This is a genomic window from bacterium (genome assembly GCA_040757115.1).
Taxonomy (GTDB): domain Bacteria; phylum UBA9089; class CG2-30-40-21; order CG2-30-40-21; family SBAY01; genus JBFLXS01.
On record JBFLYA010000112.1, the window covers coordinates 1 to 12,679 of the forward strand.

The window sequence follows — 12,679 nt, forward strand, 5'->3', positions numbered from 1 at the left end:
CAATTAATACTATCAGCCTGCTTAAAAAACATAAAAAACCTCCACTTAAAACTTCTTTTCTTTCGTAATCTCTCTCTCTCTTATACTTACAACTCTTATTTTGTTTTAACATTTTAACCAACCTCCTTTTTGTAATTGTTCAGCCACAAAGATACCACGACACAAAGATTAAAGGTAACCGTTCAGGTAGTGTCCATAAGGAAAAAGGGGAAACACGGAAAAAATGGGAAAGGAAGAAAAGAAGTTAAAAAGATGAGATTGTGAGAAGCAAAACATCCATCTTAACCTCTCACCCTGACCTGTCGCCAGGACAGACTTATCAACCTCTTAATTTCTTCCCTTCTTAGATTTACCCTTTTTCCCTGGTTTTTCCATTTTTCCTTTATTACAACCTGAACACTTACTATATATTTAACTGGAGTTTCGTGAATTTATTCATCATGGTTTAACCATAACCTTGCAATATAAATTCCAAATTTCAAATAACAAATTCCAAATAAATTCCAAACACCAAATTCCAAAACCTATTGCTTTGTCAATTTTGTTAAAGGGAGTTGAATATTTTACTCAATAATGTCAGATTTAGGTTTTTCAATAATTGAAGGACACACTCCTAACCCCTCTCAAGAGGGAAATATAACTCTTCTTTAATTCTATTGCCTCATTGAAAAGCACTTCTTCTTCTTTTGTTTGGAATTTTGATTTTTGGTCATTGGAATTTATTTGTGATTTGGAATTTTGTAATTCACTCACTATTTTTTGCAACTCATGGTTTAGCCATAACCTTGCAATAATTCCTCTTCCTGGTGTTCTCAGGGGATTTCAATCTTCTAAAAATCACGAAACTATAGTTTAATATAGCATATATTTTAACAAAAGTCAAGTATTTTTTCGATTTTTGTCAGAAAGAACAGTTACATATATAGCACTTATTCGACCTGTGAAATAGGTCGACCTGGGAAAACAAAATTATACTCCACTGCCTGGTGTAAGAAAAGGAGATAGGGAGATTAAGGAGATAAGGGGATATTATTCTAATTCCACTCTTCTAAAATCTGCCTTTTCTTTAGCAAAGTTTACAAGAATAGCCACCTTTACACCTGTAGCTTTTAAATATGAGCGAACCTGAGCATAATGAGCTTTGCTTAATTCCTCCACCGTTTTTAGTTCTACTATTACCTTGCTTTCTACAAGAATATCCAATCTGTGTTTCCCAACTTCTTCTCCTTCGTAGTAGATTAGTATTTCTTTCTCTGTCTCAACTCTCGGTGGTGTCTTAATCTAGCATAAAGGTTGAAAGAGTGTAAGAAAAGGAGATATGGGGATTATGGAGATAAGGAGATATTATTAAAAAAATTGAAATTAGTAGAAACTAATAGAAATTTATGGAAATTTGTTGTTTCCCACAATCAATTTCTACCTATTTCTATAAATTTCAATCTATTTCTATTATCTTATCTCCATATCTTCCTTATCTCCTTATCCCCTTTCTTACACTTTTGATATATAGCCTGAATGGTTACCCTTTTCTTTATATTTTACTTTTGGAACTATTGGGGGCAGACCGTGAATGTTGAATGTAGAAGAAACTGCTTTCTACATTCAAGGTCTGATCCTAATCTACCCCCGCCACCACCAAAAGAATAATAGAAGATTTGTGCAACTACCTTACCATCTTTGTCCGTAATCACCCTTGTTGAACCTAAGTGGTCATTATGGTAGTAATATGGTTTTGCTGGACTGCCAAACGGGTTTTCTTCCAAGTTAACACCTAACTCGCCATTGTCATAGACATACTAATTAAGCAAATTTTGTTTTCAAGGTCTGGCCCCAACCTGGCTTTCCAGAGAAAAGGCTAAAGTTTTCTGAAAATTTTGCCGATTAATTAAATGTGATTCTTTCATCGAGGATACCTCCCAGTTTAAAAAAATTTATCTTTCTATTAGGTATCCTCGGCATTTTTCTTAAAATTCTTTAATTTTTTCTAATTGACCCCAAACCTATTTTTCTATCTGCTATCTCTAACTACTTGTTATCCAAAGAGATAGCTCATACCTAAAATTATACCTATTGTCAACACTCACTCAAGATCTGACCCTAACTCCCTTTGCCTAACTCCCTTTGGGCCTGACCCCAATCTTCCCCCCTGATAACTTTTTCGCTACAATAATAACTATCTTTCCTGCATCAGCACTTTTAGATATAGAATTTATAGCTTCGATATAACAAATATAGACACCTATAGGAACAACTCTATTTTCTCTATCTTTACCATCCCATGTAACTTTATTCTTTCCATATAATAAGTTTTCACGATCAATCAATGTTTTAATCTCTCGACCTCTTATGTCATAAATTATAACGTTTACTGAAGACTCAACGGCTAAAACAAATGAGATTTCTGTTATTTCTCTAATAGGTTCAAATGGGCTTTTAGAGACTTCAATTTTTGAAATATTTGCTCTCACAGGAATTTCTCTATTATCTTTACCCATAGTAGGTGTAGGGTCTACTTGCCAATCATTTTTACTATTCGTATCTACAGTATTTATCCGAGCTATTGATTCTTTATCATTAACAGAACTAGTATTTACACAATCTGATTCCTCTGCTTTTTCTCCTGCAATAATCCATTGATTTGCTTTAACAAGTACATCTACTTTCTCGCCCTTACTCCAGTTATCATCATAATTAGCCCAACATATTGCATCTTCAATATTACCCACAGCATCATAAAATACTACTTGTGAATCTGTAGATACCAGTGCAGTACTATGAGCAAATAAATCAATGATACCATCTAAGTCAGAATTTTTCTCGTCCCTGGAAGGGTCGCCTTTATGGAGCACAAGATACTCACCTGTTTTTATAATCGTCATAGGAGAAATAGTTTTTATTATTGTACAACCATCTCTTTCTAAATAGCAATCACCAATATCAATTCCTTTTCCTCCATTCCCGTCATCTTTGCAATAAAGTTCTATCCAATCTTCACTATCGTCTTCTTTAAAACCTACTTCATTTATTATTATACAAGTAGATGGGGGGAGTGTAGATAAATTGGGTGCTCCTGGGGTAGAATTTTTGAAGATAGACCAATTAGTCACCTCGTTTGTATCAATTCCATTAGGACTTAATCCAAAGGAATCATCTTCTTTGAGGCTAAAGGTATCAATATAGGTATCATTTGTCCATATCTCTGCCTGGACCGCAATATCATCATCTGAATTAGGTATAGTATACATATTATCACTACAATAGGTTACAAAGTCTATGATAGTTGATGCGTCATGAATAGAACTTCTATACAAGGATACTTGGTCTTCGGTATTAGTCCATTTATCAGCTACGCCAGTATATAAATCTGTTGTAGTGTTGTCCGCGGGAGTATTTTTAGAATTATAATGTACTACTACATATCTTCCTGGTTTTAATACAAAATTTGGAAATGTATACCAATTACCATCTTCATCCCCAAGTTCCCACCAGGTCATATCTATTTCATCTGCTCCAGTATTATAAAATTCTATCCACTCATCCCCTTTACTATCTGCTCCTTTAGGATCATACATGACCTCATTTATTACTATACGAGCACTTACTATTTTTACTCCTGATAGAGAAAGTAAGCATACCAGTGATATAAGAATATTATTTAGATATTTTTTCATGTTTATGTGAATGGATATATTTTATTTTTTTTACTCTGTATTTTTTGTCTATCAATCTTAACATCTCTCAATCCTGAAGATAATATCATCAAAGTTATCATCTGGATGAGCATCGTTACATTTGTATCTACGGCCATTTGGGAGCTCTTCTACTATCATTGCAGCCCCATTTAACCAGGAATGAATTACCCCATCTCCTGTACTCCAAACATTTACAACTTCTAATTCCCCGTTTTTACTTTTGCATATAATCTCAACCTCTTTTGGTGCCGTATTTTCCCATAAACCAATACTTTCTTTAAATAATTTTCCGTTAACTTCAATTCCCTTATCTGTTTTTAAACTTATTCCCTGACACCATTCAGAATTAGTTGATTCAAAAACCACCTTTAATTTTTGACTTTTATTTTCAAGCGGAAATTTATCCCACCTTCTAAGAATTTTTCCCTTATATTCTATAGGATGCCCTTTTGATTTCCTAAATTCATCTTCAAATACTACCATTTAGTCTCACCTCCTAATATCCTGTATATCTGAATGGATCAACTTTGGCATGTTCAATAGGCCATACGAGTTCTAAATTCCATAGATTATGAGGATCAACAATATCTCTCCCTTTAATATGATGTAACTCCAGAGATTCCAATTTCCCTATATTATTAATTCGGTGTGGAGGAAGACCTTTTTTCATTCTTTCAACATTCTCAACACCCCATTTCTTTAGACTATCAGGTTTTAATGCCTCATTCTTCCAGACTCTTGCCCTTACCGCACTCCAGCTTGGGTATTTACCAGCCCTGGTTAGTTTATTAACAGGGTCACCAAGTTTCCAACCTTTCACTCCTAATCGAATAGCCTCATCGCCAGGTAATATTGAGAATGCTGCCATACTAACAGCCAGCGTTGTTTCTCCTAATCCTACTTCTGGACTTCCTAATGCTTTTGAGGCCGTGGGGATACCAGTAGAAATATCCAGCATCTTCTCAAACATTGGTTCGGTAAATCCTTCAAACATCAATCTGGTTTCAGAAGTAAATATCCTATCAGCCAAATCATCACCAATCCAGAATCTTATAAAACCTTCAAACCATCCACTCCACCAATCTGAGACTATATTATTTCTCATCCCTGTAGGATCAATGTACTTGAAAGGGTTATTGTAACAGTAGACATATTTATTGAGATCTTCTGGTTTAAAACTATTCTCAACTGGATCAGGCTGGATAAATCTGCCCAGTGCTGGGTTGTAGTAGCGGGCGCCAAAGTAAAATAAGCCTGTTTCATCCAACTCCTTACCTGTAAATGTTGGTCCCCCTGTAGGTCCGCCACCACCAAAGGGATAATAGAAATACTGCTCGACTACCTTGTCATCTTTATCAGTAATAGCCCTTGCTGAACCTAAGTGGTCATTATGGTAGTAATAGGGTTTTGCTGGACTGCCAAGCGGGTTTTCCTCTAGCTTAACCCATAACTGCCCATTACCATAGACATACGAGGTCTTACTGGTAATAGTTACCTTCTCTGCCGGTGGTGATTCTAACTTCTGGACTACCCGCACTATCTCGTATGCCTTGCCATTGGCAAGTGATGTCTGACTAATTCCTATTCCCTCTTTTCCTCGCTCATCTTCTATCCCTGCCTTTACATAAGAATCTACATGTTGTAGCTCTTTATACTGAAATATAATCAAACCGTCCACATTCAGTATTACCTGAAATGTCTCTTTTTTATCACCTGGCGAGTACAATGGTACATCTTCCCAACTCATTACCCATTTATCACCTAAATCCTTATATGTAATCTTACCACCATCTCCTGGATTCAGGTCTCTAAAAAATGGTGCTATCTCTATTATCAGGGATGCTTAATTTTCAAAGAACAATTCGACCCTATCCTCCCTACTATCCTCCCTAGGAGATGAAGAATCTATAGTATCCTCAAGAATATCCTCAAATGGCACAGGCAATGTCTGTAACACTACTGGTTCTAATATTGGGTCTTTGGTAATAAACCTACCAACATCTGCATCCATATACCTCGCCCGATAGAAATATAAGCCTGATTCAGTATCAAATTCTCTCGAAGTAAAGAGGTATGGATTAGGTATATCACCTATCTTATCTCTAAGAGCACCAAAAGCATCGTAACTATAACTCGCTATAGACTCACCATCTGGATTTGTTAAGTGAACTATACTTCCCAAACTATCTGCATGATAATAGTAACTTTCGCCATCCCTTGTCATACTAATCAAATCATCAATCCCGGGACCATGGACATAGCTGACTACTACATTCCCCTCTTCTACCTCCGCCAGCACATCCTCTCCATCATAAATATATCCTGTCAAAGAACCAAAGACCGCCTTCCCAATTCGTCTGCCAAATGGGTCATAGGTGCCCCCCGATTCCCCCTCTATATACACTCCCCGGATAAACACTCTTCTATCCTTCTGTCTATTTCAACGTCAGAAATGTCATTATAATCTAAGACTTTATCATAGCATCTTTTCAAAATTTCAGCATCCTTTTTATGCTCTAATATTTTACTTGCCACATACAGAGAAAGATATTCCCAAGAATCTTTTTGTGGAAAATTATTTGTGTAATCTAAATGTACAAAGTATTCTGTAATATCACCAAATATTTCTTCAAAAAACTCTTCGGTAATATTTTTAGGCCATACCTTTTCAAGCTCTTGAATATTTTTAATTTTCCCTAGTAAAACATCTTGGCAAATATCTTTTATTTTACATCTTATGCTATCTTGTTTATCCATAACTACCTCTCCCATGGTCTATGTTTCTTTAGCTGAGATTTAGTTTTTCCACTATGATAGTGAAATTTCTGCCAAAACTTATTCACTTCCTTTCCCCATTTATGCCAATCAATACCAAAAACTCTTTTTCCATTTTTATAAAAGTTAAGTCCTCCTCCTCCTGCGTTTTTATATCGCATAAATTTAACTGCCCATTTAGATCCTTTACTCACAAGTCCTAACCCTGGGATAAGCATTAACTCATCCCATGTAGATTCAAGTCCAGGCTCTTCAGGGCATAGTCCAAATGAATCTATCCAATTAAGTGGATCATTGTAGCAGTAGGTGTAAGGATGAAAGTCTTCAGGGGTGTATATCGTATAAGGGACTATAAAATCAGGAGAATCAGGAGATGAAGAATCTATAGTATCCTCAAGAATATCCTCAAATGGTACAGGCAATGTTTGTAACACTACTGGTTCTAACATTGGGTCTTTAGTTATAAACCTCCCCACTTTCGGGTCATAGTATCTTGCGCCGAAGTAATATAAGCCCGTTGCCTCATCATATTCTTTGCCAGTGAAAGTGAAGTTATTTTCAATCTTTCCCTCTGTATTTATCAACTCACCAAAAGGTAAATAATCACTCGACCAAACTATTTCTCCCATACTATCAGTCATCACCCTTGTTGAACCTAAGTAATCATTATGATAATAATATACTTTCTCGGACTGAGCAGGTTTTTTATCTACCCTCGCGACTAATTCATCATTAGCATAAATATAGGAGATAGTTCCTAAAGGCACATACACAGGTTTATCTTCTCCCTTGATAATCTCTACATCATCTATATACCACCCTTCATAGTCGTTATACCACCCATCTACTGTATCAAAATTAAATCTTAGTTTTATCTTCTTACCCGCGTAGTTTGAAATATCAAAGGATTCCTCATGCCAGTCCATAACCGATGGTCCTTCATTACAATCGTTATAAAAAATCCTATTCCACTTCTGACTATCCCAAATCTCTACTTTCATATTGTCATAATTCCCAGAAGGATAAGACTCATGTTGCCATCTTGTCCAGAAATTTAATCTAATCTTATCTTTTATCCCGGATAAATCAATTAATGGTGAAAGAGAAGAACCAGAATTTCTACCACCGGTATTATGGGGGATGTTGAGGTCAGACCGTGAATGTTGAATGTAAAAGGAACTGCTTTCTACATTCAAGGTCTGCCCCCCTACTGCCCCTCTTTCTTTTCTGTTAAAAGTTCTTCTGCTGTTTTATCTTTATTTCGTTCAGACCAAAATACTGTTAAATCTTCTTTTTCTCTAATTAATTCCAATAACTGATTTGATTCATATAAAGTACTGGTAATATCAGTTCCATCCTCAATTTTATCAGCCAATATTTCTTCTAAATCAGAAAGTCCACAAAATATCCAATGAACAACTTCGCCTTTAATATTTTTATATTTCTGTTCTTCTTCTTTACCCAGATTAAGAGCTTTTAAGTAAGCTGTTTCATTGTCTGGTGCTTGAATAATCCGAATTTGCTCATCAAAAGTCCAAGGACCGGAATCCTTTTTACCTACTTTACATTGCATAACTATTTTTGCAACATACCATTTCATAGATTTTCTGGTTTTGGTAAGAGATATGTTTTGTTCTGATGATAAATTGCTTTTTTGATACTTTTTATTCCTAACCACAACAGATTATCTCTCTCCTTTTTATATCTTCTTACTTTTTAGACTTACTATACTTCTTTTGCTTAAGAAGTTTTAAAGTTTTCCTTGCTTTCCAATTACCTTTTTTTGCCAAAGCTTCTATTTCTGCCAGTGTTTTTCCAAGCATTTCACTAGGAAATTCTCTAAGAATACTACCCTTTTTAGCCAGAGAAATTATCTCCTGTGCAGTTTTTGCTCCTTTCCCTGCTTTCCCAACAAGTCCTAACCCTGGGATAAGCATTAACTCATCCCATGTAGATTCAAGTCCAGACTCTTCCGGGCATAGTCCAAACGGGTCTATCCAATTAATTGGGTTATTGTAGCAGTACATATAGGGATGGAGGTCTTGGGGAATATCTATCATCTCTGGGACTATAAAATCAGGAGATGAAGAATCTATAGTATCCTCAAGAATATCCTCAAATGGTACTGGCAATGTCTGTAACACTACTGGTTCTAATATTGGGTCTTTTGTAATAAACCTCCCCACTTTCGGGTCATAGTATCTGGCGCCGAAGTAATATAAGCCCGTTGCCTCATCATATTCTTTGCCAGTGAAAGTGAAGTTATTTTCAAAGAACTCTATCTTTAAGGACTTTTATTAAGGTTTTTCTCTTTAATCAAAGGGGTTAACAAAAGAAGTTGTCAATTTAACCCCTTTGCCTCTGCTTTAGAGAAAACCCCTGCTCAAGGACGACCCGCAACCGGGTGCCCCGTCAACCTCGTCGGGCTAAAAAGTAAAAGCAAAGAGGTCTACTTAAAGTTTACTCATAAAATGTTGGTTCTGTTAATTAAAAATTTTTATTATGAATGATATTTTTTACTTGACAAACCCTTTTCATAGGTGACCCCAAATCCACCTCCCTTTTTCAAAAGGAGTTCAGATAGTTCGCGCTTGACTACAGATAGGTCATAAATGCTTGGGATACCAGGTGAACGGTTTGCTATATGTTCCTCTAAAAATCTAATTGACGCACTAATATTTCCTAACTTTTCATAACTCCGACTAATTCGATATCTACAGTCATTCAACAAGGAACGTGCCCAACGAACACCCTCTCCACAGTCACCATAGGCTATTGCTTCTACCCCTTTCTTAAGCAATTTCTTCCATATCGCTATCGCTTCTTTGTTCTTATTTACCATATCAAGCGATCCAGCATAATCCCATAGGACCAATGGACATTTTGGTGCCAACTTCATTGCTTTCTCACTCAGTTCCAATGATTTTTCGTATTCATATTCTTCGTAGTAAATTGAGCCAAGTCGTGTCACTAACCAATGGTCGTCTGGTGATTTCTTTAATTCTCTGGAAATTAACAAACGTGCTTTTCGCCATTCCTCTCGACTAATGTAGATTTCAATCTTTTTAGCAGTTTCTGAGTTCATTTTTTATCACTTCCTTCTATAAGGTCGATATTTATCACCCTTTTCTCCACCTGGTCTATCTCTCTTTTTGCGACTTATTCCCTTTTCATGTTTGCCTGCGGTGCTGGGTCGAATTTTACTCTTATGTACTTTTATCCCTTTTATAACACCACCCAAGCACATTCCTTCTGCTATTTCCTTAACATCAGCCCAAATCTTTTTTTCTAACTCCGCATCTATTACCCACCACGGTTTCTCTCCGCACAATCCTAACGGATCTATCCAATTAATCGGGTCATTATAACAGTTAGTCACATATAGGGATGGAGGTCTTGGGGAATATCTATCATCTCTGGGACTATAAAATCAGGAGATGAAGAATCTATAGTATCCTCAAGAATATCCTCAAATGGCACAGGCAATGTTTGTAACACTACTGGCTCTAAGATTGGGTCTTTTGTAATAAACCTCCCTACCTTCGGGTCATAGTATCTGGCGCCGAAGTAATATAAGCCCGTTGCCTCATCATATTCTTTGCCAGTGAAAGTGAAGTTATTTTCAAAGAACTCTATCTTTAAGGACTTTTATTAAGGTTTTTCTCTTTAATCAAAGGGGTTAACAAAAGAAGTTGTCAATTTAACCCCTTTGCCTCTGCTTTAGAGAAAACCCCAGCGCAAGGACGACCCGCAAGCGGGTGCCCCGTCAACCTCGTCGGGCTAAAAAGAAAAAGCAAAGAGGTATACTTAAAGTTTACTCATAAAATGCTGGTTCTGTCAACTAAAAAATTTTTATTATGAATGATATTTTTTACTTGACAAACCCTTTTCATAGGTGACCCTAATCTCTTCCTTCCTCCTATAAATCTTCTGAGTACATTATTATTGTATCAATTGATCCTTCCTCTAAATTCCCCATAGACCTCATCAAATGCCAATGTCCCGCTGGTGTAAGTTCACCAATAATACTTAAACAAATATTGGATAAATCTCTTAATCCCTGGGCATCTGCCATAATAGTTATTTCATTTTTATCCTTGTCGTATGTAATTTTAACTTTTCCATTTTCCATAGTTATTTCTATTCCCTTTTTGGAGATTTAGGGTACCAATTTGTTCCATCTGGTGACCATTCTTGGCGTTTTCCATCACGTAAATGTCCTCTATCCCAGTGAGAACCTCCTTTCTTGTGTTTATCTTCAGGATCTTCATGCCAATGATAGTACCAGTCATTATCTCTTTGGTCTTCGTGAAGATTCGGATCAAATTGAGGTTCTGGTGGATATTTTGGAGGTTCTGCTTGTTGAGCTAATCCAAGTAATGAGGATAAAAACTCTTTTGGAAAAAGCAAAGCAAGAAAACCTAATCCAAACTCAGATAACCAATCTTCTATTAAAGCCTGATCTTCTGGACTTATCGGGCATAATCCCCACAAGTCTATCCAATTAATCGGATCATTATAGCAATAGACATACTTATGTAAATTAGGTGGAAAGTAAACATTACCTGTATATGGATCTTTTGTTATAAACCTCCCTATCTTCGGGTCATAGTATCTGGCGCCGAAGTAATATAAGCCCGTTGCCTCATCATATTCTTTGCCAGTGAAAGTGAAGTTATTTTCAAACTCTGTCTCTGGTAACTCTACCTTTACCTTGCCTGTAACACTATACCTAACTCTGACACCATTAAGAGAATATTGGGTCGGAACCTTGAATGTAGAAAGCAGGTTTGTGCATTCCGACCCCCAACTACCCTATTTCAAAGAACAATTAAGAGAATGAAAATCGTCCTCTTTTTTCTATAAATCCTTTTTTAGCTAATTCATTTAGATAATCATGGGCAATTTTGTTATTTGGCTCTATTTTTAATACTTCTTGCAGTTCTTTTTTTCCATCATTTATTAAGCCTAATTGAAAATAAATTTCTGAAAGTAAGGCATGTGCCTGAAGCCTATTTTCTTCTGATAACCTTAATTTAAGTGCCTTTTTATATAATTCAATTGCTTCTTTGTATAAACCTAATTGTTGGGTATTTATCCCTTTTTCTACTTCCTCTATCTCTTTTACATGCAGAAATTTACCAAGATGAAGATAAGCAGTTCCAAATTTAGGCTTTAGTTTTATCACTATTCTTATATATTCTAAAGCCTTATCATATTCCTTACGAAGATAATATATATTAGCGGCATTGAAATATGCTTGGTAACATTTAGAATTGGATTTTATTACTTTTTCAAACTCTACTAAAGCCTCGTTATGTTTTTCTTGAGTATAAAAATTATATCCCAATTTAAAATGGTCACCAATATCCTGAAACACTTTACTCCTTAAGAAATCAAGAAACAAATAAATTCCTATTAAAACTAATCCTAATGGAATAAACTTTATTTGTTGCCACCACCATATCCTCATTAGATATTCTTCAGCAATATAATTAACTAAATTCCAAAAACATATAGTTATTATTAGAGCTGTAATAAATATGAATAAATGTATTAAGAAAGCCATATCTATTTGACCTCAAATTCCCCCACCTATTCCACTTTTTGTGAACCACTACCGTACTTTTTCCTCCACTCCTCTAATAATTCCTTTTCACCCTCATTAAGAATTGGAGGGTCTATCCAATCAGCAGCTATAAAAGTAGCTTTCATTACAGCTCTTTTTGCTGCCCATTTTAAAAGTGCATCAAGTCGCTTTGCATATTCTGTAATATAGGGTCCTCTCACTGCCTTAGTTATCTCCAGCAGTTTAGCAGGAGGAATGAGTAATCCACCAATAGCAATCTCTTCCCCACAATATCCATAAGGGTCTATGTAGTTTATGGGGTTATTATAGCAATACATGTATGGATGAATATTCTGAGGTATAGTTAGACCTTCTGTAATAATAAGTTGAGCAATGATAGGATAGAGAGCACCATTTATAATTCTTTCATCTTCGGGTGTACAAGACCATGGGTCTTTTGTAATAAACCTCCCTACCTTTGGGTCATAGTATCTGGCGCCGAAGTAATATAAGCCCGTTGCCTCATCATATTCTTTGCCAGTGAAAGTGAAGTTATTTTCAATCTTTCCCTCTGTATTTATCAACTCACCAAAAGGTAAATAATCACTCGACCAAACTATTTCTCCCATACTATCAGTCATCA

At 35.9% G+C, this 12,679-nt stretch carries 18 protein-coding genes and 2 pseudogenes; 1 reads left to right on the forward strand and 19 read right to left on the reverse strand.

Going from position 1 to position 12,679, the window contains the following annotated elements:
* Positions 1-591: 591 nt before the first annotated feature.
* Together AB1422_10900 and AB1422_10905 are read right to left on the reverse strand one after the other, a co-directional pair.
* On the reverse strand, positions 592-753 hold the full coding sequence (locus tag AB1422_10900) for a hypothetical protein (GenBank protein MEW6619824.1): 162 nt from the start codon (positions 751-753) through the stop codon (positions 592-594).
* A gap of 276 nt (positions 754-1,029) precedes the next feature.
* Positions 1,030-1,281: a GxxExxY protein gene (locus tag AB1422_10905; protein MEW6619825.1), complete on the reverse strand. Its 252-nt coding sequence runs from the start codon at positions 1,279-1,281 to the stop codon at positions 1,030-1,032.
* Positions 1,282-1,385: 104 nt separating this feature from the next.
* Between AB1422_10905 and AB1422_10910 the strand changes: the two genes are divergently transcribed.
* Complete coding sequence (locus AB1422_10910; GenBank protein ID MEW6619826.1) at positions 1,386-1,577, forward strand: hypothetical protein; 192 nt, start codon at positions 1,386-1,388, stop codon at positions 1,575-1,577.
* A gap of 534 nt (positions 1,578-2,111) precedes the next feature.
* Here the strand turns inward: AB1422_10910 and AB1422_10915 are convergent.
* The 17 genes and pseudogenes from AB1422_10915 to AB1422_10995 form a co-directional block, all read right to left on the reverse strand.
* The gene (locus AB1422_10915; protein MEW6619827.1) at positions 2,112-3,671 is read right to left on the reverse strand and encodes a lamin tail domain-containing protein; all 1,560 of its coding nucleotides are present in this window, start codon (positions 3,669-3,671) and stop codon (positions 2,112-2,114) included.
* A gap of 57 nt (positions 3,672-3,728) precedes the next feature.
* Positions 3,729-4,175 carry a hypothetical protein gene (locus tag AB1422_10920; protein MEW6619828.1) on the reverse strand — a complete coding sequence of 149 codons (447 nt, stop codon included), beginning with the start codon at positions 4,173-4,175 and terminating at the stop codon, positions 3,729-3,731.
* 13 nt (positions 4,176-4,188) lie between these two features.
* Entirely contained in the window at positions 4,189-5,439 is a 1,251-nt protein-coding gene (locus tag AB1422_10925; protein MEW6619829.1) for an RHS repeat-associated core domain-containing protein, read from the reverse strand.
* A 96-nt stretch (positions 5,440-5,535) separates the two neighbouring features.
* A complete protein-coding gene (locus AB1422_10930) occupies positions 5,536-6,111 on the reverse strand; it encodes an RHS repeat-associated core domain-containing protein (GenBank protein MEW6619830.1) in 576 nt (191 codons plus the stop codon).
* Positions 6,087-6,449: a hypothetical protein gene (locus tag AB1422_10935; protein ID MEW6619831.1), complete on the reverse strand. Its 363-nt coding sequence runs from the start codon at positions 6,447-6,449 to the stop codon at positions 6,087-6,089. The genes AB1422_10930 and AB1422_10935 overlap by 25 nt, the downstream gene beginning before the upstream one ends.
* A 2-nt stretch (positions 6,450-6,451) precedes the next feature.
* Positions 6,452-7,663 carry an RHS repeat-associated core domain-containing protein gene (locus AB1422_10940; protein ID MEW6619832.1) on the reverse strand — a complete coding sequence of 404 codons (1,212 nt, stop codon included), beginning with the start codon at positions 7,661-7,663 and terminating at the stop codon, positions 6,452-6,454.
* Positions 7,664-7,674: 11 nt separating this feature from the next.
* Positions 7,675-8,145: a DUF4288 domain-containing protein gene (locus tag AB1422_10945; protein ID MEW6619833.1), complete on the reverse strand. Its 471-nt coding sequence runs from the start codon at positions 8,143-8,145 to the stop codon at positions 7,675-7,677.
* Between the two features lie 31 nt (positions 8,146-8,176).
* Positions 8,177-8,749: an RHS repeat-associated core domain-containing protein gene (locus tag AB1422_10950; protein ID MEW6619834.1), complete on the reverse strand. Its 573-nt coding sequence runs from the start codon at positions 8,747-8,749 to the stop codon at positions 8,177-8,179.
* Between the two features lie 218 nt (positions 8,750-8,967).
* Positions 8,968-9,552 (reverse strand): hypothetical protein, encoded by a 585-nt coding sequence (locus AB1422_10955; GenBank protein MEW6619835.1) that lies wholly within the window; start codon positions 9,550-9,552, stop codon positions 8,968-8,970.
* Positions 9,553-9,558: 6 nt separating this feature from the next.
* Entirely contained in the window at positions 9,559-9,846 is a 288-nt protein-coding gene (locus tag AB1422_10960) for a hypothetical protein (GenBank protein MEW6619836.1), read from the reverse strand.
* A complete protein-coding gene (locus AB1422_10965) occupies positions 9,843-9,965 on the reverse strand; it encodes a hypothetical protein (GenBank protein MEW6619837.1) in 123 nt (40 codons plus the stop codon). The genes AB1422_10960 and AB1422_10965 overlap by 4 nt, the downstream gene beginning before the upstream one ends.
* Positions 9,966-9,989: 24 nt before the next feature.
* Positions 9,990-10,103: pseudogene (locus AB1422_10970) on the reverse strand (RHS repeat-associated core domain-containing protein).
* Between the two features lie 283 nt (positions 10,104-10,386).
* Positions 10,387-10,599: a hypothetical protein gene (locus AB1422_10975; protein ID MEW6619838.1), complete on the reverse strand. Its 213-nt coding sequence runs from the start codon at positions 10,597-10,599 to the stop codon at positions 10,387-10,389.
* 8 nt (positions 10,600-10,607) lie between these two features.
* Positions 10,608-10,877 (reverse strand): hypothetical protein, encoded by a 270-nt coding sequence (locus AB1422_10980; protein MEW6619839.1) that lies wholly within the window; start codon positions 10,875-10,877, stop codon positions 10,608-10,610.
* An 84-nt stretch (positions 10,878-10,961) separates the two neighbouring features.
* Positions 10,962-11,255: pseudogene (locus tag AB1422_10985) on the reverse strand (RHS repeat-associated core domain-containing protein).
* 43 nt (positions 11,256-11,298) lie between these two features.
* Positions 11,299-12,036 carry a tetratricopeptide repeat protein gene (locus tag AB1422_10990; GenBank protein ID MEW6619840.1) on the reverse strand — a complete coding sequence of 246 codons (738 nt, stop codon included), beginning with the start codon at positions 12,034-12,036 and terminating at the stop codon, positions 11,299-11,301.
* A gap of 26 nt (positions 12,037-12,062) precedes the next feature.
* Positions 12,063-12,679: RHS repeat-associated core domain-containing protein (locus AB1422_10995; protein ID MEW6619841.1), on the reverse strand; the 617-nt coding region annotated here is incomplete at its 5' end.

Coding starts and splice junctions, on each gene's coding strand:
- AB1422_10910 (MEW6619826.1), top strand. CDS start 1,386: ATGGAAATTTGTTGTTTCCCACAATCAATTTCTACCTATTTCTATAAA.
- AB1422_10915 (MEW6619827.1), bottom strand. CDS start 3,671: ATGAAAAAATATCTAAATAATATTCTTATATCACTGGTATGCTTACTT.
- AB1422_10920 (MEW6619828.1), bottom strand. CDS start 4,175: ATGGTAGTATTTGAAGATGAATTTAGGAAATCAAAAGGGCATCCTATA.
- AB1422_10925 (MEW6619829.1), bottom strand. CDS start 5,439: ATGAGTTGGGAAGATGTACCATTGTACTCGCCAGGTGATAAAAAAGAG.
- AB1422_10935 (MEW6619831.1), bottom strand. CDS start 6,449: ATGGATAAACAAGATAGCATAAGATGTAAAATAAAAGATATTTGCCAA.
- AB1422_10955 (MEW6619835.1), bottom strand. CDS start 9,552: ATGAACTCAGAAACTGCTAAAAAGATTGAAATCTACATTAGTCGAGAG.
- AB1422_10975 (MEW6619838.1), bottom strand. CDS start 10,599: ATGGAAAATGGAAAAGTTAAAATTACATACGACAAGGATAAAAATGAA.
- AB1422_10990 (MEW6619840.1), bottom strand. CDS start 12,036: ATGGCTTTCTTAATACATTTATTCATATTTATTACAGCTCTAATAATA.